At 71.2% G+C, this 19,385-nt stretch carries 16 protein-coding genes and 1 pseudogene; 7 read left to right on the top strand and 10 right to left on the bottom strand.

Annotated elements, in window-relative coordinates:
- Window positions 1–30: 30 nt before the first annotated feature.
- Window positions 31–408 (bottom strand): annotated as a pseudogene (locus tag J8M50_RS01530) (hypothetical protein); the annotation flags it as partial.
- 1,155 nt (window positions 409–1,563) lie between these two features.
- Here J8M50_RS01530 and J8M50_RS01525 point away from each other — a divergent pair.
- Window positions 1,564–2,136 carry an SH3 domain-containing protein gene (locus J8M50_RS01525; RefSeq protein WP_010351681.1) on the top strand — a complete coding sequence of 191 codons (573 nt, stop codon included), beginning with the start codon at window positions 1,564–1,566 and terminating at the stop codon, window positions 2,134–2,136.
- A gap of 109 nt (window positions 2,137–2,245) precedes the next feature.
- On the opposite strand, the gene J8M50_RS01520 is transcribed toward J8M50_RS01525, so the two are convergent.
- Entirely contained in the window at window positions 2,246–2,668 is a 423-nt protein-coding gene (locus J8M50_RS01520) for a hypothetical protein (protein WP_010351680.1), read from the bottom strand.
- Between the two features lie 527 nt (window positions 2,669–3,195).
- On the opposite strand from J8M50_RS01520, the gene J8M50_RS01510 reads away from it, so the two are divergent.
- From J8M50_RS01510 to J8M50_RS01495, 4 genes are all read left to right on the top strand, one after another.
- Entirely contained in the window at window positions 3,196–4,512 is a 1,317-nt protein-coding gene (locus tag J8M50_RS01510; protein WP_029183564.1) for an RNA-guided endonuclease InsQ/TnpB family protein, read from the top strand.
- 34 nt (window positions 4,513–4,546) lie between these two features.
- Window positions 4,547–5,569 (top strand): PP2C family protein-serine/threonine phosphatase, encoded by a 1,023-nt coding sequence (locus J8M50_RS01505; protein ID WP_010351677.1) that lies wholly within the window; start codon window positions 4,547–4,549, stop codon window positions 5,567–5,569.
- Between the two features lie 103 nt (window positions 5,570–5,672).
- Window positions 5,673–7,112: a hypothetical protein gene (locus tag J8M50_RS01500; protein ID WP_010351676.1), complete on the top strand. Its 1,440-nt coding sequence runs from the start codon at window positions 5,673–5,675 to the stop codon at window positions 7,110–7,112.
- 729 nt (window positions 7,113–7,841) lie between these two features.
- Window positions 7,842–8,609, top strand: coding sequence for a mechanosensitive ion channel family protein (locus J8M50_RS01495; RefSeq protein WP_010351675.1), 768 nt, complete (start codon window positions 7,842–7,844; stop codon window positions 8,607–8,609).
- A 73-nt stretch (window positions 8,610–8,682) separates the two neighbouring features.
- Here the strand turns inward: J8M50_RS01495 and J8M50_RS01490 are convergent, their stop codons facing one another.
- From J8M50_RS01490 to J8M50_RS01455, 8 genes are all read right to left on the bottom strand, one after another.
- Entirely contained in the window at window positions 8,683–9,489 is an 807-nt protein-coding gene (locus J8M50_RS01490) for an NPP1 family protein (RefSeq protein WP_010351674.1), read from the bottom strand.
- A gap of 97 nt (window positions 9,490–9,586) precedes the next feature.
- Entirely contained in the window at window positions 9,587–9,895 is a 309-nt protein-coding gene (locus J8M50_RS01485; RefSeq protein WP_010351673.1) for a DUF6401 family natural product biosynthesis protein, read from the bottom strand.
- Between the two features lie 108 nt (window positions 9,896–10,003).
- The gene (locus tag J8M50_RS01480; RefSeq protein WP_158002774.1) at window positions 10,004–10,153 is read right to left on the bottom strand and encodes a hypothetical protein; all 150 of its coding nucleotides are present in this window, start codon (window positions 10,151–10,153) and stop codon (window positions 10,004–10,006) included.
- Between the two features lie 270 nt (window positions 10,154–10,423).
- A complete protein-coding gene (locus tag J8M50_RS01475; protein WP_010351672.1) occupies window positions 10,424–11,140 on the bottom strand; it encodes a hypothetical protein in 717 nt (238 codons plus the stop codon).
- 169 nt (window positions 11,141–11,309) lie between these two features.
- Complete coding sequence (locus tag J8M50_RS01470) at window positions 11,310–12,269, bottom strand: nucleoside hydrolase (RefSeq protein ID WP_010351671.1); 960 nt, start codon at window positions 12,267–12,269, stop codon at window positions 11,310–11,312.
- A gap of 157 nt (window positions 12,270–12,426) precedes the next feature.
- Window positions 12,427–13,662, bottom strand: coding sequence for a threonine--tRNA ligase (gene thrS, locus J8M50_RS01465; RefSeq protein WP_010351670.1), 1,236 nt, complete (start codon window positions 13,660–13,662; stop codon window positions 12,427–12,429).
- A gap of 268 nt (window positions 13,663–13,930) precedes the next feature.
- Window positions 13,931–14,902 (bottom strand): LAETG motif-containing sortase-dependent surface protein, encoded by a 972-nt coding sequence (locus J8M50_RS01460; protein WP_010351669.1) that lies wholly within the window; start codon window positions 14,900–14,902, stop codon window positions 13,931–13,933.
- A 230-nt stretch (window positions 14,903–15,132) separates the two neighbouring features.
- Window positions 15,133–15,918, bottom strand: coding sequence for a DUF4142 domain-containing protein (locus J8M50_RS01455; protein WP_178854966.1), 786 nt, complete (start codon window positions 15,916–15,918; stop codon window positions 15,133–15,135).
- Window positions 15,919–16,109: 191 nt separating this feature from the next.
- Here J8M50_RS01455 and J8M50_RS01450 point away from each other — a divergent pair, with 191 nt between their 5' ends.
- Both J8M50_RS01450 and J8M50_RS01445 read left to right on the top strand, forming a co-directional pair.
- Window positions 16,110–16,787 (top strand): DUF6445 family protein, encoded by a 678-nt coding sequence (locus tag J8M50_RS01450; RefSeq protein ID WP_029183562.1) that lies wholly within the window; start codon window positions 16,110–16,112, stop codon window positions 16,785–16,787.
- 202 nt (window positions 16,788–16,989) lie between these two features.
- Window positions 16,990–19,296 (top strand): LuxR C-terminal-related transcriptional regulator, encoded by a 2,307-nt coding sequence (locus tag J8M50_RS01445; RefSeq protein WP_010351666.1) that lies wholly within the window; start codon window positions 16,990–16,992, stop codon window positions 19,294–19,296.
- Window positions 19,297–19,385: the final 89 nt, after the last annotated feature.

The following is a 19,385-nucleotide window of genomic DNA, read 5'->3' as shown; positions in this document are numbered from 1 at the left end:
CCCCGGTCCCGCTCCCTCAGGTTCGCCCCCTCACACCCGTGCCCGCACCACCTGCGTCACCCACGTAGCTCCCGCGACCGCCAGCCCTCCGGCCAGCAGCAGCCACGACGCCGTACGCAAGGTCTCGGTCAACGCGTCGTACACGGCCGCAGCGGCGAGCCGGTGGGCCGGATCGGTGAGGCCGTCGAGGGTGAGGTAGCGGGCGATCACGACCGCGAGGCCGAGGAGCGCGCCGCCGAGTGCCGTACCGAGGGCGGTCGCTGTCAGGGCCCGACGTCGGCATGCGGCGACCGCGATACCGACCCCGCCGAACACCACGGCCGCGACGGGCAGCCAGAACCCGGCAACGTCCAGCACGTGATACCCCCGGCGTAGGGCGTCCAGGTTCTGCCGGGGCAGCAGGGTCACCGGGGCCGACGTGAACGAGGCGTGTCCGAGGGCGAGTTGACGCCCGGAAGTAGGCCCCGGCGGCAGGCCACCAGCCTTGCGAGCCGACGCCCCACCGACTGCCTCCCGCGCTGGAGCTACGGCGGCTGCCTCACGCCCTGGTGCTACACCGACTACCTCCCGCCCGGGCACCACACCGACCGCTTCCCTCCCCGGTGCTACGCCAGCCGCCTCTAGTCCGCGCGCCCCACCGACCACCTTCCCCGCCGGTGCCATGCCGAACACCTCCCGCCCTGGTGCTACGCCGACTGCCTCCCGCCCGGGCGGGACGCCGACTGCTTCTCTTGCCGGTGCGACGCCAGCTGCCTCTTGTCCGCGCGCCGCGCCGATCGCCTGCCTCGCCAGCGGCACGCCGAACACTTCACGCCCTGGTGCTACGCCGACTGCCTCCCGCCCGGGCGGGACGCCGACCGTTTCTCTTGCCGGTGCGACGCCAGCCGCCTCTAGTCCGCGCGCCCCACCGACCATTTCCCCCGCCTGCGCCATGCCAACGGCCACCCGGGCGGGTGCGATGCCAACCACCTCATGCCCCCGCGCCCCACCAACCGCCCCCCGCCCCGTCACCCCGACAACCACCCCCCGCCCCGGTTCCTCCAACGCCCGCATCATCGCCGCGTACGCCTCCCGGTTCCCCTCGTCCCACGCCGCGCGATACGCGGCCGTCGCGGTGAACCGGCGTACCTCGTCCTCGACGACCCGCCGTGGCACGCCCGGTGCGTCCCGGGCGACGCCCTCCACGATGGTCCGCCGTACCGCCGCGTCCGTGGCCAGCGGCGCGAGCGCACGGACGTACCGCTCCTGGTCCCGCAGGTCGTACGAAGCCCAGGCCGCGAGGGTCGAGAGGGGGACGAGGAGGCAGGCGAGGGCGACGAGCGCGGCGGAGACGGCCGTACGGGTATGACGGGTACTACGAGGGTTACGGGTACTACGGGTCACGCTGGTAAGGGCCACGCCTCCAGGCAAGGGGGTACCTGAGGGGTACGCCAGCGGGTTGCCGCCATGTGGGTGCGTACCGACTCTCCACCCCCTCCCCCCTCCGGTGGAGGGTTCACCCGAACGGGTGTTTCCTGGTGCTGGGGAGAAACGGGGACGTTCAGGGGAGAAGGAGGCCGAATCATGCGCAGTACTCCGGTCCTGCGGACCCTGGCCGCGGCCCTGCTCACCGGTGGCACGCTGGCCGTGGCCGCGGCGGGCACCCACGCGGCGACAGCGCCATCGACCACGCCGGCGACCACCTCACCCGCCTTCGCAGAGGGACGCGGCGGCGGACACGGCGGAGGCGGCGGCCCGATCTGGGGCACCGTCGTCTCGGGCACAGAACTCAACGTACGGTCGTCGCCCACCACGAACTCGGGCGTCGTCACCGCGCTCTCCCCCGGCAGCCAGGACCGTGTGCAGTGCATGGTCCAGGGGCAGAGCGTCAACGGGAACCCCTACTGGTACTGGCTCGTCGGCGCCCAGGGCTGGGCCAGCGCCGCGTTCGTGAACACCGGCGGCGCCTGGGTGCCGACCTGCTCCGACCCCTGCCCCCAGTGGAAGAACGGGAACTGGAGCAACTGGGACGACCCCTACGGCTGGAACAACTCCTACGACCCCTACGCCACCTCGTGGAGCGCCGCGGGCTCCGGTTCGTGGAGCGCCTCGGGCTCGTGGAGCTGGAGTTCGGCCGGATCCTCGGGCTGGTGGTGAGCGGATGACGCGACCGTGACAGGACCGGGCCCCGGCGGGTGGACGACCACCCGCCGGGGCCCGGCCCTGTCGGCCTCAGGTACTACCCGGTTACAACCGGGGAGCTACCTCAGCGGACGCGATGCCCCTCGCCGTCCTCGTGGGTGTAGTACCGGTAGAAGAGGACGACGAAGACGCCCGCCGCGACCCCGAGGGACATCATCACGGAGCGCCAGATCGTCGCACCGGTCTGGCTGTAGGCGAAGCCGAACGCGCAGCCCGCGAAGGACGCCCACAGCACGGCGTGCACCTCGCGCTCCAGGCGCGGGGCGACGGCGCGCACCGCGACGTACGCCGCCACGAGGGCGAGGGCGCTGACGAAGCCGAGCAGCAGGTTCCAGCCGGTGATCGGGCCGCCCGAGCGGCGGACGGCCGCCACCCAGTACCCGTACACGAGTCCTAGTACCACCGGACCCGCCCAGGCCGCGATCCGGTGGGTACGGGCGCTGAAGACGTGGTTCGCATCATGTGGTGCGGGTGCCGCGTGAGCCATCTGGAGTACTCCTCTCCGGGTATCCCCCACCCCCTGACCTCCAGAGCACACCCAGGGAGTGACGCTGGCAAGTCGGTCTCCGTGGGGATGCGGACGACAGCGCCGCGTGGTCCCCTCGGCCCATGCGGCTCGGGCTCTTCGGCGTACGGGGGCGCAGGGTGACCTGGCTGGTGCCGGCCGCCCTGCTAACCCGGGATCACCCTGCTGGACGTGGGGACCAATGTGCGGTTCCACCGAGTTTCCGGGCAGAGGCTCGGTCCTTCAGGGCCTGGGGGAATGCCCGCGCCCGCGTAGCGGGGCAGGAGTAGCCGGATCGCCGCCGGGGCGATCCGGCGTACCGGAGGACTCAACCGCTTGCCGCAGATACCACAGCATCTGTCCGTGGGCGGAGCGTCCGTCACGCTCGGCTGATGCCTTGATGGCGGCGTGCAGGTCATCGGGGAGGCGGAGATTGAAGTTCACCATGCACCCAGAGTAGACCCGGAACGGTATTGATCTTAGACCCAAAGTGAACCCATAATGGGTGAATGAGTCGTTTCCGGATGTACCCGACGCCCGCGCAGGCGGAGCGGATGCTCTCGCACTGTGCGCACGCCCGGTACGTCTGGAACCTCGCCGTCGAACAGCACTCGCACTGGCGCCGTTGGCGCGGGTCCGCTCCCGGTTTCGCCGAGCAGTGCCGTCAGCTCACCGAGGCCCGGCGTGAGAACGAGTGGCTGGGTGCCGGGAACGCGGATGTGCAGCAGCAGGCGTTGAAGGACTTCGCCCGGGCCAAGAACGCCCGCTTCACCTCGGGGTTCGGTGAGCCGACCTGGCGCAGGAAGTTCCGGCACGAGGGCTTCCGCGTCATCGGCACCGACCGTGTACCCGAATACGACACCGATGGCTCGCCGAAGCTGAACGCCAAGGGCAAGCAGGTCATGGGCCGCTCGGTCGTCGTGCGGAAACTCAACCGCAGGTGGGCGCAGGTGAAGGTGCCCGGCTGCGGATGGGTCCGCTTCCGCCTGTCCGCCAAGGGCAAAGGCGCCGCCCCGCCCTCCGCGAAGACGTTCCGCGTCACCTTCAAGAACAGCCAGTGGCACATTGCGTTCGCCGTCATCCCAGGGCTGACCCCGGCGCCCGGTACGGGTGAGGTCATCGGCATCGACCGGGGCGTGAAGATCACCGCCGCTCTCTCCGACGGGCGCACCCTCAACTGCCCTCAGCTCACCGTCAGGGAACGCGCCCAGGTCCGCAAGCATCAGAGGCGCGCCGCCCGCGCGAAGAGGGGCAGCCCCGAGAAGACCGCCGAGTACGCGAAGGTTGCCAAGCTCAAGGCCCGTGAAGCCAACCGGCGCAAGGACTGGTGCGAGAAGACCAGCACCATGCTCGCCCGCACCTACGATGTCGTGCGGTTCGAGAAACTGAACATCAAGAACATGACCGCCAAGACCAAGGCCAAGCCGGACCCAGACCGGCCCGGCCAGTACCTCAAGAACGGACGGGCGGCCAAGGCCGGATTGAACCGGGTGATCCTTGCCCAGGGCTGGGGGCTGCTGAGGCAGCGCACCGAGCACAAAGCCCCTGGCCGCGTCGAGGACGTACCCGCCCCGTACACGAGTCTGCGGTGCAGTGCCTGCGGATGGATCGACAAGAACTCGCGCAAGAGCCAAGCCGAGTTCGAGTGTTCCTCCTGCGGCTTCACCTGCAACGCGGACACCAACGCAGCAGTCAACGTCGTGGCAGGACAGGGCGGGATTCCCCGCCCCCGGCGATCAGCCGGTGCCGGAGGGACGACACCGCCCACACGGCGGTCGAGCGTCCGTGAACCTCAACCCGTATGGGTTGGAATCCCCCTCTTTTAAAAGAAGGGGAGGATGTCAAATCGAGTCGTTCTGCGTGTTCGTCGTCGCGATCGCGGCGGTGCTGTGCGGGGTGCGGACGACCGCGCTGTTCGCCGTGGCGTCGCTCGCCGCGTTCGTCCTCACCGAGCTGCGTGAGCCGGACCGGTACAAGGCGGGGAGCGTCGACCTGGTGCTCGTCGCCGTCGGCGGGGCCCTGTCCGTCCTGGCGTGCGCGGCGCGGCTGCGGACCGAGCGGCGCATGGTGCGCATGACGGACGTCGCCGACACCACCCGGCGTACGGTGCTGCGCCCGCTGCCCGTCGACTGGGGCGGGCTGCGGCACGCCGAGGTGTATCTCGCCGCCGACGCGGACGCCCGGGTGGGCGGCGACTTCTACGACATCCAGCCCGGCCCGCACGGGACCCGGGTACTGGTGGGGGACGTCCAGGGCAAGGGTCTCGCCGCCGTCGAGGCAGCGGCGGCGCTGCTCGGGACGTTCCGGGAGGCCGGGTACCACGAGGCCGACCTCGGGGTGGTGGCCGCGCGGCTGGAGACGCGGATGCTGCGGCACCGGGGGCACGCGGCGGCGGTCGGGCGCGACGAGGGCGACCGGTTCGCCACCGCCGTACTCCTCGGGTATCCCCCCAAAGGAGCGGTCGGGGGTGTGGCGGTCGTCGAGGTGGTGGTGTTCGGGCACGAGCCGCCTCTGGCGGTGGGTACCGGAGGGGTACGGGTACTGGGGGACGAGGCCGGGAGCGAGCTGCCGCTCGGGCTGGGGGAGCTGGGGGTATCGGGGGACCCGGGGTACCTGAGAGGTACCCCTGAGGTACTACGGGTCGAGGTCGGCGCGGAGGAGACCGTCCTCCTCGTGACGGACGGAGTGACCGAGGCACGGGACGCGCAGGGGCGGTTCTACCCCCTGCTGGAGGAGCTGACCCAGGCTCTGACCAGCGACGCAGGGCTCGCGGACCCGGACCGGCTGGTGGCGTTCGTACGGGAAGGAGCGCTGCGGCACAGCAGGGGGAGACCGGGGGACGACACGACGGTCTTCGCCGTACGGATGGTCCCCGAGGGGTGAGCGGGGGCCGGTGGGGGCACGGGGGTTTGCCGTTCCGGGGCTCCCGATCGCGGCTGTAGCGGCTACGGTGCTGACGTAAGTGATCCATCAGGGGGAGGGACCCATGCCCGGAACCGTGCTGCTGCTGGCGGCTTCGCCTGTCGGCAAGGGGCGCCTGGTGGATGCCGCGTCCGTGCTGCCGGTGCTGGCCGCGGTGCCGCCCGCCGTGCTGGCCGGCACCGACACCGCCAACGTCGTCGAACTCGCCGACCCGCTGGAGCCGCAGGCCGTCCTGACCCGGCTGCGGGCCGCCGCCGGGTCGCCGGGACCGCTCACCCTCTTCGTCGCCGGCCAGCTCCAGCTCGACCGCCGCCAGCGCCTGCCGCACCTCGCACTCGCCCGCACCACCCCCGCGACCGTCCGCTACACGGGGTTCCCCTGGCACTGGTTCCGCGAGGAACTGCGCCTGCGCGCCCCGGGTACCACCACCGTCCTCCTCGACCTCCACGCCGACGCCGACACCTGGGAGTGGCTCCGCGACAACCCCCTCGGCTGCGGTCCCGACGTCGCCGTCCACGGCCGGATCGTCCCGCCAGGCGGACGGCGGGGCACGGGGACACCGGCGTACATGAAGGCCGTGGGGACGATCCTGCGCAGCGGAGGCCGACCGGGCATCGAGCAACTGCACGGGGCCGCGCTGGCGCGGGTACGGGGTGACGGCGAGAGCGCGGATCTGGTGATCGGGCCGGGTACGGGGTGGGGGGCGGGTGCGGCTGGTACGTACGGCGCGAGTACTACGGGTATGACGGGTACGGGTACGACGGGCCCCCGAGCCCACGGCGAACCCCACCCTGCTGCCCCGGTGGTAGTACCCCCACCCCCGAAGGGCGCCCCTCGCATCCCGTCGCAGTCTCCTGCGCACCCGCTCACTCCAGCTACCTCTCAGGGGGTACCCGGGGATGCGGTCGGCTCTTGGGGGGTGCCTGGGGGTGCGGCTGGTCCTCAGGGGGTACCCGGGGATGCGGTCGGCTTTCGGGAGGTGCCTAGGGATGTGGCTGGTCCTCACGAGGTACCCGGGGACGCGGCCAGCCCCCATGACGTACCCGGCGGCACCCCCGCCGACGACCCGCACGCCGCCATCACCGCAGCCGTGCAGAGCGGCCGGCACGGCGACGCCGACGTGCTCGCGGCCCGGCAGGAGGAGACCGCCGTGGAGGCGTACGGTCCCGGCTCGGACGAGGCGCTGCACTGGGCCGAGGTGCGCGCCGACCTCGCGATGCTCGCGGGGGACGCGGAGCGCAGCTGCCGTACGTGGCTGTCGGTGGCGTCGCTCAGACTGGCCGCCGGGCAGCCGGTGGACGCGCCCGCGGTGGAGGCGGCCGTGGACCGGGCGCACCACCAGTGGGGCCGTATCGACGCGCTGACCCCGGCGCGCGAGCTGGCCCCCGCGCTCACGGCGCTGCGTACCCGGGTCCCGGGGCGCAGGGAGGGCGCGCTGGACCACATCCGGCAGCAGCTCAGGTACCTGGAGAACGAGGCGCGGGCGACTCCGGCGGGGCGCTGAGGGAACGGGTCACCGGGCTGTTCGTGAGCTGGCACCGAGGAACGGTCACTGAGAGCGGCCCCTTCCATGGGCTGGCCCGAGCACTGTCGCCGAGCGGTCTCTTCGGTGGGCTGCTCCGAGCCCTGTCACCGAGCAGTCCCTTCCGTGGGCTGACCCCAGCCCTCTCACCAAGCGGCCCTCTTCCGCGTCCTGCCCGGGGCCTTGTCACCGAGCGCCCCCTCCGTGCCTGCCCCGAGTCCTGACCGCGCTCTGATCGAGCCCTGCCGGGACGCCGGTCGTGCTGGTCACGCCAACCGAGGGCCGGGTCGGGGTGCCCGTGGCCCAGGGGCTCGTGCGCCTGTAGTCGCCGGGGTGTGCCCCCGTAACCCCTGCCCCTCGCGCCCTCGTAGTCCCCGGCCCGCTGTCACCGTCCCCCGCCCCCGTAGCTGCCGGCCCGCTGTACCCGTAGCCCTCGCTCCCACACCCCCGTAACCCCCGCCCCACCTCCCGTAGCCACCGGCCCGCCGCCTCCGTACCCCCTGCGTAGTCCCCGCCTACCCCCCACCCCCAACCCCGTTCGGACCACCCCCGCCAGAACCACCCCGCAGGCGTACCCCGCTACCCCCTCGGTATCACCCGTACAGCCCCACCCCACGGGCCCCCACCACCCCACCCTGCTATCCACGGAAGGAGGGGGGCGTTGCACCGCTGGTCCGAGCTTCGGGAAAACGAACGAAGGATGTGCCGCCCATGGCCACCACCACGCTCGCCATCAACTTCACCCAGGGACTGAACGACGCCTGGTCCAAGGTCGCGCAGTTCGTGCCGAAACTCGTCGGCTTCCTGATCATCCTCGCCATCGGCTGGTTCGTGTCGAAGATGATCGCCCGGGTCCTGGACCGCGTGCTGCGCAAGGTCGGTTCGGAGCGGCTCGCGGACCGGGCGGGGGCGGACCGGTTCCTGCGCGACTCGAAGTACGACATGACCGGGATCGTCTGCAAGATCGTCTACTACGCGCTGATGCTGATCACGCTCCAGCTCGCGCTCGGCGTCTTCGGCACCAACCCGGTCAGCACGATGATCAACAGCATCGTCGGCTGGCTGCCGCGCGGCATCGTCGCGGTCGTCCTCGTGGTCGTCGCGATGGCCATCGCCAACGCGGTGCGCGCGATCGTCGGCAGCGCGCTGTCCTCGATGTCGTACGGCCGTACGCTCGCGACGGTCGTGTGGGCCTGCATCCTCGCGCTCGGCGTGATCGCCGCGCTCGGCCAGGCGGGCATCGCGACGACGGTCACCCAGCCGGTGCTGTACGCGGCGCTCGCGGCCGGCGCCGGGATCCTGATCGTCGGGGTCGGCGGCGGGCTGATCGGCCCGATGCGCCAGCGGATGGAGCGGCTCCTGACGACCGCCGAGCGCGAGACGACGCGGGCCCGTGACAGCGTCACCGCGTACCAGGCCGGCCGGCAGGACGCGATGAGCAACCAGCCCGTGCGGGAGCGCACCGACCAGGACATGTAGGCCGCGGGAGGGCCGGCTCGTACCTGAGTACTACACGGGTAGTACCGGCACGGTCCGGCCCTCGGCGCTGTGCTCAGCCGGCGCCGTACGGGTCGAAGGCGATCCCGCTCGGCTTGCCCTTGTTCAGGGTGTCGTTGAACTTGCTGTCCTGGAGGGGGAAGTTGGCGTTGCCCCAGTCGGAGTTGTTCATGATGGTCTGGAGGTTCTTCGACGGGTCGTTGCTCGCCGGGTAGTGGTCCCAGCTCACCAGCGCCGGGTGGTCCCAGCCGCCGTCGGGCCAAGCCTCGGGCGTCTCACCGGACTTGGCGAAGCGGAAGGCGTGGGTGGAGACGCCGTCCTTGTGGTAGACGATCTTCGCGTGGACGCCGTCCATCGGCGCCTGGTCGACGGGGATCGTGTCGAACCCGCCGTGCCGCGAGGCGGAGATGTACGACGGCTGCGCCGCGCCCTGCTTCACCCAGACCACCACGCACTCCCAGTCGTGGCGGTGGCCGAGCCCCGAGATACCGGTCGGGTCGGCCTGGTCCTTCTCGAAGTACAGGGTGTAGATGATCGCGCACCAGCCGTTGTTGCACTTGGCGCGCGCGTACGTGTTCGCGTTGCCGAGGTGGTCCGTGCGGCAGCCACCGCCGATCGAACCGCTCGGGTTCAGGCCGCCGTTGAGGTTCCCCCACAGGTCGATCGCCGCCGCCGGGAGGCAGCCGTCCGTGTCGTAGTCGAAGTACGGCTGGAAGGTTCTCTGGAACGACGTCGAACTCTCGGGCAGATTCGACAGGTTGGGGGCGGCCGAGGCCGTTCCGGCGGTGAGGCCGACGGCGAGGGACGTGGTGGCCGCGGCGACGAACGCGGCCTTGGCGAGACGCTTGTACTCCTGGAACACGTGCGGGTCTCCATGTGCTCGGGGGTGGTTCAGCGATGCTGAAGTGACCCTGACAGCACAGAAGTTGAGACTACAAGCGCTTTCTGTGAACTGATCCTTACGGTTTTTCCACAACCAGGTTGTGCTGGTGGACCAGCCAAGTGATCGCGGTCAGCCGGCACACCGCGTAGTCGTGGCCCACCGGCTCGCGCCAGTCGAGCTCGTCGAGGGCGTCCAGGAAACCCAGGGCGTAGTCCGCGAGGTCCTCGCGGTGCGGCGGGCGGGGGATCAGGCCCGCGTGGTTCGCCGCCAGCCGGTCGCGCAGCTCGGCGACGTGCTGGTCGACCTCGGCCACGAAGCCGGGCTCGAACGCGAACTCCGCGAAGCGCGGGGCGTACGAGCTGCTGATTCGGGCCAGAGGGGACATTTCTCCACGGTAAGGGTGTAGACGGCTAATACCGGAGAGCTAGACGGCGTGATTCCCGCCACCCGGCTCACGCCGTACCCCGGCCCGGCTCCGCTCGCGGCCCGCTGCTCAGCGACCGCCCAGCTGATCCGCGGTCTGTGCGGCGGGGTGCTCCTGGCCGGTCCCCGTATGCCCCGTGGTCGACGCGAGGACCAGGGCGGTCACGGCGATGAGCGCGGCGACGAGGCCGCGGGTGACGGTGGTGGTGGTTCGGGGCACGGAGGACCTCACAGGAGGTGGTGGCTACAGCGGGGCGGTGGCGCGCTGTACAACGTGCGTGTTCGGGGCGTCACGCGGCGTTCGAGGTGTCGACCAACCTAGGGGTGTACGGGTATGAGGGCAAGGGGGTGACGAGGGAGTTGTGCAAGCGGTTTCTGTGCGGGATATGAAGGGCGTATCCGTACGGGGCGTGCGCCGGACGGCTGTTCGCCGGACCGGTACTCCAACGCCGCCGGAAACACCGCCGAGTTCAGGAATCCCACGCCGCCCCTACACCTGCACCCGCCCCTGCCTGCGCACGTCCGCCAGCCGCAGCGCGCCGAGTTGTACGCCGATCTGGGTCGCCTCGTTCGCGACGTCGCCCATGCCGCCGTTCGTCAGGGTGTACGCGTCGTCGCCCGCGCGGACGGCGGCGACGTCGAGGGTGAGGGTGGCGGGCTCGCCGTCCTCGTTGTGGCTCGTGAGAGTGACATGGAGACCCTGTCGTACGTCCCCCACCTCAGGTAGGGGTACCTCGGTCACCATGACGTCCTGGACGGCCTTCTTCGGCGAGGTCGCGGTGAAGCGGGCGCACACCTGGGGGATCGTCTTCAGCCACGCCAGCGCACGGTCCACCTCCGCGACGGGGCGCTGGGCGGTCACCTGGAAGCGGAGCTGCGCGTCGGTGTCGGCGTCGTCGAGACCGACGGCGGCGCGGGCGGGGGCGCCGAGCAGTTCGTCGGCGTACAGGGCGTCGAGGAAGCGGGCGCACTCCGGGGCCGTACTGGTCGACTTCAGCACCCCGTCCCGCCAGTTCGCCGCGCCCCGGGTCGCCGTCCAGGGGGCGCCCAGGTCGGCGACGGTGAGCAGCGCGGCCCGAGCCTGCTCCTCGCTCAGCACCCCCGGCGCCTTCGGACTCGCCTGCGGGGACGGGGACTTGGCGATGGTCGGCGTGGGCTGCGGGGCGACCGCCGGATGTTCGAGACCGAGCGCCGCGCACCCCGCCATCGCCCCCGCACACACCAACGCCACGCTCACACCCAGGGCTCGACGCACCGCACCCGCCTCCTGACACAGGGACACCTGCCCCTACGCCAGCACCCCGCCCGGGGGCCGGCCACCGTGGCGGTCCGTCCGGGGGACGAGGTTCCTGCGGGTGGGTGTGCGGGGGTAGTACCTAGCCCTCCAGCGCCTCCAGGTACAGCTTCACGTACCGCTCGACGTCAACCTCCAGAGCTACGTCCACCAGTACCCCTCCGCGGCCCTGGCCGTGGACCTCCGCCTCGCCGGGGCGCGGGCGCCGGTCGACGACCGTCTGGCCCCGGGTCGGTCCGGGGGCGAGGGAGATCTCGACCGGGAGGAGCGCCGTGGTGAGGCCCCCGGGGTCGGCGACCGCGCAGACCGCGCCCGCGTCGCCGAGGCAGCCGGTGGGGCTGGGGTCGCCGCTGGTGTCGGGGTCGCGGTGGGCCAGCAGGTCACCCGTCAGACGTAGTACCGGGTCTCCGCTCGCCCGCAGCCGGGCGATGTCGTCCCCGGGGACCAGGACCTGCCGGAAGACGTCCAGCCCGTACATCGTGAGAGGGACCCCGGCGCTCAGCAGGACGGCCGCCGCCTCCGGGTCGTGCCAGACGTTGAACTCCGAGACGGGGGTGGCGTTCCCGACCTCCACCGCGCCGCCCATGAAGACGATCCGCTCGATGTTCGCGGTGACCTCGGGGTACGTCCGCAGCAGCAGCGCGATGTTGGTGAACGGGGCCGTCGGGACCAGCGTCACCTTGCGCGGCGACGCGAGGATCTCGCGCCGCAGGAGGGAGACGGCGTCCAGCTCCACAGGGGTACGGGTAGGGGGTGCGAGACCGAGGTCGCCCATGCCGTCCACGCCGTGCACGTGGTGCGCCGAGCGCGCCGGTTCGATCAGCGGGCGCTCCGCTCCCCGGGCGACGGGTATGTCCGGCGCGCCCGCCAGCTCCAGCACGGTCAGAGTGTTGCGGACGACGCCGTCCACATCGGTGTTCCCGGCGACACAGCTCACCGCCCGCAGGTCGATCGCCGGGTGCCGGACGGCGAACAGCAGAGCCAGGGCGTCGTCGACACCGGTGTCCACGTCCATGATCACGGGGGTGGGCTGGATGGTCACGGGACCTCTTCCGGGTGGCGGTCGTGTCGGGTGGCAGCACTGCCGAGCCTAGGCGGTGTCGATCAACCTCACAGGGCGGTTTCTCGCACACCCGTAGACGTACCCCGCAGGTACACACCGGGGGCGTACCCCGCAGGTACCCCCCGTGCGCACCCCCTTACTCCCACAGCCCGGTCCCCCGCGCCGCCACCTGCCCCCCGATCCGCCGCACCAGCTCCGCCGGCTCCACCTCCCCGACCTGCCGCCCGTCCCGCAGCCGTACGGCGGCCCGCCCGGCCGATGCCTCCCGCTCGCCGATCACCGCCTGGTACGGCACCAGCCGGGCCGCCCTGATCCTGGCCCCCAGGGTCCCCTGGTCCGGCCCGGCGTACGCGACCCTGATACCTGAGGACTCCGCCTCACGTACTAGCTCCAGGGAGTGAGCCTCCTGCGCCTCGGAGACCGGGAGCACCGCGAGCTGGACCGGCGCGAGCCAGACGGGGAAGGCGCCCTTGTGCTGTTCGATCAGGTGGGCCACCGCCCGCTCGACGCTGCCGATGATGCTGCGGTGGACCATCACCGGCCGGTGCTTCGCGCCGTCGGCGCCGATGTAGCTGAGCCCGAACCGCTCGGGCTGGTGGAAGTCGATCTGCACGGTCGACAGGGTCGCCTCGCGCCCCGCCGGGTCGGTGATCTGTACGTCGATCTTCGGGCCGTAGAACGCGGCCTCGCCCTCCGCCTCCTCGTACTCGATCCCGTCGAGCGCCTTGCGCAGCAACGCGGTTGCTCTGCTCCACAGTTCGGGACCGGCGACGTACTTGCCGCCCTCGCCGGGCAGTGACAGCCGGTAGCGGGACGCCTCGATGCCGAGGTCGTCGTACGCGCGGCGGATCAGGCGCAGCGCCGATGCCGCCTCGTCCACGGCCTGGTCGAGGGTGCAGAAGACATGCGCGTCGTTCAGCTGGATCGCGCGGACCCGGGTCAGGCCGCCGAGGACGCCGGACAGCTCGGAGCGGTACATGCCGCCCAACTCGGCGATTCTGAGCGGGAGTTCGCGGTAGCTGCGGGCGCGGGAGCGGTAGATCAGGGCGTGGTGGGGGCACAGGCTCGGACGCAGGACGACGTCCTCGGAGCCGAGCCGCATCGGGGGGAACATGTCGTCGCTGTAGTGGTCCCAGTGGCCCGAGATCTCGTACAGCTCCCGTTTGCCGAGGACCGGCGAGTACACGTGCCGGTACCCGGACCCGACCTCCAACTCCCGTACGTACTCCTCCAGTTCGTGCCGTACGACCGCCCCGTCCGGGAGCCAGTACGGCAGGCCGGCGCCGATCAGGGGGTCGGTGTCGAAGAGGTCGAGTTCACGGCCGAGGCGGCGGTGGTCGTCGTACGCGGCGGCGTCCTTGTGAGAGTTCATCGGAGGGTCTCCTCGCTGGTGGGGAGGGCGAGCGACCCCACGCGAAAGCCCCGGGGCACTCGCCCCGGGGCTTCGTCGATCAGCTCAGCTGTCAGCGCGCCGGGACCTGGTCCGGCGTCGTCGTGGAGAACGAACAAGCGCGCTTCATATGGTCACGCTAGCGCGTGAACGCGCCGAGTCTCCAGCGGTTTTACGGGTACTACGGGTATGACGTGGGTCACGGCACCCGAGCGCCGTAGCTCCCAGGTACTACACGGGTACTACTCCCTCACGACTGCGCGCTCCGCCGACGTCGCGTCGCCACCACGACCGCCGCGCCGCCCGCGACGAGCGCCGCCGCACCGCCGACGATCACGCCCGTGTTGCCGTTCGCGCCGGTCTCGGCGAGGTTCCCGCCACCGCCGTTGGGCGTGGGCGCTGCCGGGGGAGTGCTCTGAGAGGCGGACGGCGTGGGCGACTCGGAGGAACCGCCGTCGCTCGGCGGCGTAGAAGACGACGGCTCCGAGGCGGACGGGGACGGCAAGGTCGAGGACGGCGGAGTCTCCGTGCCGCCGGACGGCGGGGTGGCGGCCGGGGGCTGCTCGGCGGGCGGGGTGGCCGGCGGCGTCGGGGCCGGCGGCTGCTCGGCGACGGTGCAGTCCTTCGTACCGCCGTTCCAGGCCGCGATCAGCTTGTCCTTGATGACCAGGCGGTCCGGGCCCTTCGGCAACTCACCATGTTCGAAGCCGTCGTTGGCATCCTTCTTGCCGTCGAACTTCACCGCGCCCCGGTAGAGGTCGACCTGCGCGAAGCAGCCCGCGTTCGGGACGGCGAGGTCGAGCGTGTCCTTCTGGCCCTTCTTCACCGTGACGGTGTCGAAGTCGACGAAGACCTGCTCGCCGGAGGTGTTGAAGGTCGCGCCGTGCGCGAGGTACGAGGCGAGGGAGACCGTGCAGGTGCCGCCCGCGCCGAGCACGGTGACGTGGACCTTCCCGTCGCCGGAGGGCTTGAGGTTCTGGTCGTCGACCTTCACCGAGTCGAAGAAGGTGTTTCCGTCGAGCGAGAACTGGCAGCGGTCGGCCTCGGTCTTCTGGCCCGCGCCGGTGCCGGGCCGGTACTGGCCGCCGTTGTTCCAGCCGTGCCCGCCGCCGGTGGTCGCCCACGCGCCGGACGCGGCGGCGACGGAGGCGGCGCACAGGGCGAGCGACGCGACGCCCGTCCCCAGCAGGCGGCGCGCGGTGACACTTCTCGCTATGGACATGCGTATCCCATCTCGGCGCATCGATCTGACGGAACCTCAAGTCAGTCGGAGCCAGGGGTGGTTGGTCGGATCACGTGGCTGGTCCCGCACAACTGCCGGGCTGTGGCAGCCGTATGGACCAGGAGGAACACCCGGCGCACGGATCGGTGCGCCAGGGGTGTGGGAGCCATCGTGATCTTCGCGTGGGAACGCTGTCAACTCGCCTATGGTCAAGGCGAGTTGACGAATCGTCAGCCCCCGTTGTTGTTACCGCCGTTGTTGTTCCCGCCCGCGTTCGGTGCCGACGTGACGCCCGCGCTGGCACCGGCGATCTTGTCGATGTCGACCGGCGTCGAGGTCGAGGTCGGCGGCGGGGTGAGGACGAGCACCTGCCCGCCGGGGACGCCGGGCGGCGGCGTCAGGTCGGACTTGGGCAGCTTGGGCGGTGTGGTCTGCTGGAACAGGGACTGGTCGATGTCGACGAGACCCGTCTGCTCCATCACCGTGATGTGGTCGAGGACCGTGTCGTTGGCCTGGTCGGCGAGCGCGCGCACCAGCGTGTTCTTGGTGGTCGAGCGGACCTTCGCGACGGTGTTGAAGATCGAACCGTGCGTGATGCGCAGGATGTTGGCGAAGTCCCGGTCGAACTGCTCGCCCTTGGTGTCGGACGTCAACTGGCTGACGAAGCCGACCTGTTGGGGACTGGCCACGTTCGGCAGGGTGACGTTGAGCATCGGCGCGATCTTGCGGCACGTCTCGTCGAGGGCGGCGTGGCCGTCGATGAGGTGCTGACTCGCCACGATGACACCCTGGCTGGTGCCCTTCTGCACGCCGAGCTGGCCCACCGGGTACTCCCACAGACCGGCCGCGCGCACCTTCACCACGAAGTCGCGGTCGCCCTCGGTGAGAGGGCCCCACTGGGTGTTGGCGATGATCCTGTCGTTGGAGGCGGATGCTGTCTCCACACCCAGCATCGATGGGTAGACGAGTGCGGCGAGGGTCATGCTCAGGGCGCCGCCCACGAAGAGAGTGCCCATCGCGTTGCGTGAAAAGCGCACCGTGCCTCCTGCCCGGTCGGGGAGCCCGCCGCGCGAGGGTGGCGGGATCGGACGTACAGGAGTACGGACGGAATCGGCCGGTGACTCACCCGGATGGCAAAAAGTTTCTTGGGCGGGCTTTGGGCAAAGTGCGGGCGAGCGCTTGCTTACCCCGGTCTTACATTCGCCGCATGCCCCCACAACCACGCGCACCGCAGCTGCCCGTACTGCCCTACCGGAAGCCGACCAAGGGCCGGGACTACTGGGTGATCGACGACGTCATACCTGAGGTGGACGCCGTACGGGAACGGTGTCTCGCCCACGACGACTGGGTCAGGGGGTACCCGTACACCTCCGAGACCTGGCCGGGGCTGCGGGCCATGCCGGGGCTCCAGCCCGGTGAACTCGCCCGGGTGGAACGGCTGGTGATGCGGGCGACCGGGGCGAAGAAACTGTGGGTGCAGGAGGCGCCCGGCGGGGGCACCCTCAACCACAACTGCGTGCAGGTCGTCGGCGAGGGCGAGAGCGAGCCCCGGCCGCACACCGACTCGCGGTCACTGTGCCGGTACGCCGCCGTCCTGTACCTCAACCCCGTAGCTCCCAAGGACTGCGGCACCGCCTTCTACCGCCAGTCCCTGTCCGGTGGCCGGCTCGGCGGCAACGTCGTCCAGTCCCCCCACAACAACCTCGTCGACGCCCTCGGCACCCGCTTCGTCGCCCCCGACGCCTTCGAGGAGGACGTACGCGTCCCCCACAAGTACAACCGCCTCCTCCTCTACAACGCCAACCTCGTGCACAGCGCGACGGGTTACTGCGGGACGACCCTGGAGGACAAGCGCATGACGGCGGTCTTCTTCTGGATGGCCTGAGCGAGACCGCCCCCGCACCCGGCCGCCCCGTCATCCCCCAACACCCCACCCTCCCCTCCCCTTTCACCCCTCGCGCACGTTTTCGAGCCCCGTCCCCAGGCCGAGTGATACCTACGCCTCCTCGCGCCATTCACGCTCGGCAGCAGTGTGCTTACGCTGTGATGGGTGACAGGGTGGCGACCGGCGCGAACACGGGGGACAGATGGGATTCGGCTTCGGACAGCGGCGGGGCGGTCAACTGCCGGTCGAACTCACGAGCTTCGTGGGCAGGTCGGAAGAACTCGCGCTGCTGCGCGACGCGTTGGGCCGCGCCAGGCTGGTGACGCTGGTCGGCCCCGGCGGCGTCGGCAAGAGCCGTACGGCGCTGCGCGCGGCCGGCGTCTCGGCGGCCCGGTTCGCCGACGGCGTCCGCCTCGTCGAGCTGTCGGCCCTGCGCGACCCGGAGTTGGTGCCCGCCACCCTGGCCGGCGTCCTCGAACTGCCGGAGCAGCCCGGCATGAGCCCGCTGGACGCGGTCGTCGAACACCTCCGCGACCGCCGCATCCTGCTCGTCCTCGACACCTGCGAACACCTCGTCGACGCCTGCGCGATGCTCTGCGACATCCTCCTGCGCGAGGCCCCGAGCCTCAGCGTGCTCGCGACCAGCCGTCAGCCTTTGGACGTACCCGGTGAGTACTGCGTCCCCATCACCCCGCTGAGCAGGCAGGACGCGGTCGACCTGTTCGTGCAGCGCGCGGCGGCGGTGAACGGCGGCGTGCTTCTGGACGAGGGCGACCGCGAGCGCACCCTCGCCCTCGTCGACCGCCTCGACGGCATGCCGCTCGCCCTCGAACTCGCCGCCGTACGCCTGCGCGCGGTCCCCCTCGCGGAGCTGGTCGCACGGCTCGACCAGCGCTTCGAGGTGCTGACCGGAGGCCGCCGTACGTCCCTGACGCGCCACCAGACGCTCCGTACGGCCATCGACTGGTCGTACGACCTGTGCACCCCGCACGAGCGCCTGCTGTGGGCCCGACTCTCCGTGTTCGCCGGGTCGTTCGAGCTGACGTCGGCCGAACAGGTTTGCGGCGACGGTGAGTTGCCGCCAGGCGAGGTCGTGGAGGCCCTGATCGGCCTCGTGGACAAGTCCGTCGTGCAGCGCATCGGCGAGGACGGCGGACGCTACCGCCTCCTCGACACGATCCGCGAGTACGGTGCCGGACGCCTCACCGCCGCCGACCAACAGGCCGTGGAACAACGGCACTTCGCGCATTACGAACGTCTCGTGGGCCGGTTCTGGGACGAGTTCCTCAGCCCCGCGCAGGTCGCCCTGCACCGTGCCGTCCGCGAGAACATCGCCGACGTCCGGGCCGCCCTGGAGTACGGCTGCGCGGCGGAGGGCCGGGGCGTGGAGGCGCTGTGGCTGGCGGCGCGGCTCGGGCCGTACTGGCGGGCCGCCGGCACCCTCTCCGAGGGCCACCACTGGATCGACAAGGGCCTCGGACTCACCCCGCAGGACTGCCCCGAGCGGGCCTGGGGCCTGCTGATGACCGGCATCTTCGGGGTGTGGGCGGGCGACCTGGAGACCTCCCTCGACCGCTTCCCCCAGGCGTACGACGTGGCCCGCAGGTGCGGCGAGGAGCGGGTGGTCCTCTCGGCCGAGGGATACCTGGGAGCCATGACCGCGTTCGGCGGCGCCGTCGATCAGGGGCTCGCCGAGGTCGAGGTCGCCCGGCGGCGCATCCTCGACTCCGGGGACGGCCTCGCGATCGGCGTCATCCACTACGAAGCCGCCCTGCTGCGGGCCGTGTTCGGGGACACCAAGGGCGCGCTGGAGCTGTGCGAGACAGGTATGACATACCTCGACGGGCGCGGGGAACGGCAGCTGTACGCCTCGACCGTCGCGACGAAGGGGCTCATCCTCCACCTCGCCGGGGAGCACGCCGAGGCCGTCGAGTGCTTCCGGCTCGGCCTGGACGCCGCCGCCGAGATAGGGGAGATCCTGGTCGCCGCGCTCAGTTGCCTCGGCCTGTCCTGGCACGCCGAGCAGCACCAACGCCACGTCCGCGCCTGCTGGTTGATGGGGTACGCCGAACACGCCCGGCGTCTCGGCGGCGACCCCGTCACGCTCCTGCCGCGCCTGCTGGAGGAGCAGGAGGCCGTCCAGAAGTCGGTGCGGGCCGCCCTCGGGAGCGAGGCGTTCGAGCGCTGGCGGGAGATCGGGGCGCGGATGTCGGGGCGCGAGGTGCTGGAGGCGGTCCGCGCCGACGCCGACGTACCCGTCCCCGCCGATGTCCCCGCCGACCGTCGTACCCCCCCTACCCGTCATACCCCCGACGGCCACCGCTCCCTGGACGCCCTCACCCGCCGGGAGCGCGAGGTCGCCGCCCTGGTCGCCCAAGGGCTGTCCAACCGGGAGATCGCCGAACGCCTCGTCATCTCCAAACGGACCGTCGACGCGCACGTCGAGCACATCCTGGCGAAACTCGGCATCACGTCCAGGACGGAGATCCCGACGACCGTCGGACCCTGAGGACTACGGGTATGACGCCGCCCGCCCGGTAGGGGTACGTACGCATACGGCAATCCGCCCGGACCGGCGGCTAGGTGTACGGATCTTCC

It is taken from the genome of Streptomyces acidiscabies (genome assembly GCF_020010905.1).
Taxonomy (GTDB): Bacteria; Actinomycetota; Actinomycetes; order Streptomycetales; family Streptomycetaceae; genus Streptomyces; species Streptomyces acidiscabies.
Note: the sequence above shows the minus strand (reverse complement) of the source record. Positions and strands in the feature narration are given on the sequence as shown.

Bases quoted from the DNA above. Each gene is read 5' to 3' on its own strand.
- J8M50_RS01510 (WP_029183564.1), top strand. From the start codon at position 3,196: ATGAGTCGTTTCCGGATGTACCCGACGCCCGCGCAGGCGGAGCGGATG.
- J8M50_RS01500 (WP_010351676.1), top strand. From the start codon at position 5,673: ATGCCCGGAACCGTGCTGCTGCTGGCGGCTTCGCCTGTCGGCAAGGGG.
- J8M50_RS01525 (WP_010351681.1), top strand. From the start codon at position 1,564: ATGCGCAGTACTCCGGTCCTGCGGACCCTGGCCGCGGCCCTGCTCACC.
- J8M50_RS01475 (WP_010351672.1), bottom strand. From the start codon at position 11,140: ATGGCGGGGTGCGCGGCGCTCGGTCTCGAACATCCGGCGGTCGCCCCG.
- J8M50_RS01485 (WP_010351673.1), bottom strand. From the start codon at position 9,895: ATGTCCCCTCTGGCCCGAATCAGCAGCTCGTACGCCCCGCGCTTCGCG.
- thrS (WP_010351670.1), bottom strand. From the start codon at position 13,662: ATGAACTCTCACAAGGACGCCGCCGCGTACGACGACCACCGCCGCCTC.
- J8M50_RS01520 (WP_010351680.1), bottom strand. From the start codon at position 2,668: ATGGCTCACGCGGCACCCGCACCACATGATGCGAACCACGTCTTCAGC.
- J8M50_RS01495 (WP_010351675.1), top strand. From the start codon at position 7,842: ATGGCCACCACCACGCTCGCCATCAACTTCACCCAGGGACTGAACGAC.
- J8M50_RS01445 (WP_010351666.1), top strand. From the start codon at position 16,990: ATGGGATTCGGCTTCGGACAGCGGCGGGGCGGTCAACTGCCGGTCGAA.
- J8M50_RS01450 (WP_029183562.1), top strand. From the start codon at position 16,110: ATGCCCCCACAACCACGCGCACCGCAGCTGCCCGTACTGCCCTACCGG.
- J8M50_RS01460 (WP_010351669.1), bottom strand. From the start codon at position 14,902: ATGTCCATAGCGAGAAGTGTCACCGCGCGCCGCCTGCTGGGGACGGGC.
- J8M50_RS01455 (WP_178854966.1), bottom strand. From the start codon at position 15,918: ATGGGCACTCTCTTCGTGGGCGGCGCCCTGAGCATGACCCTCGCCGCA.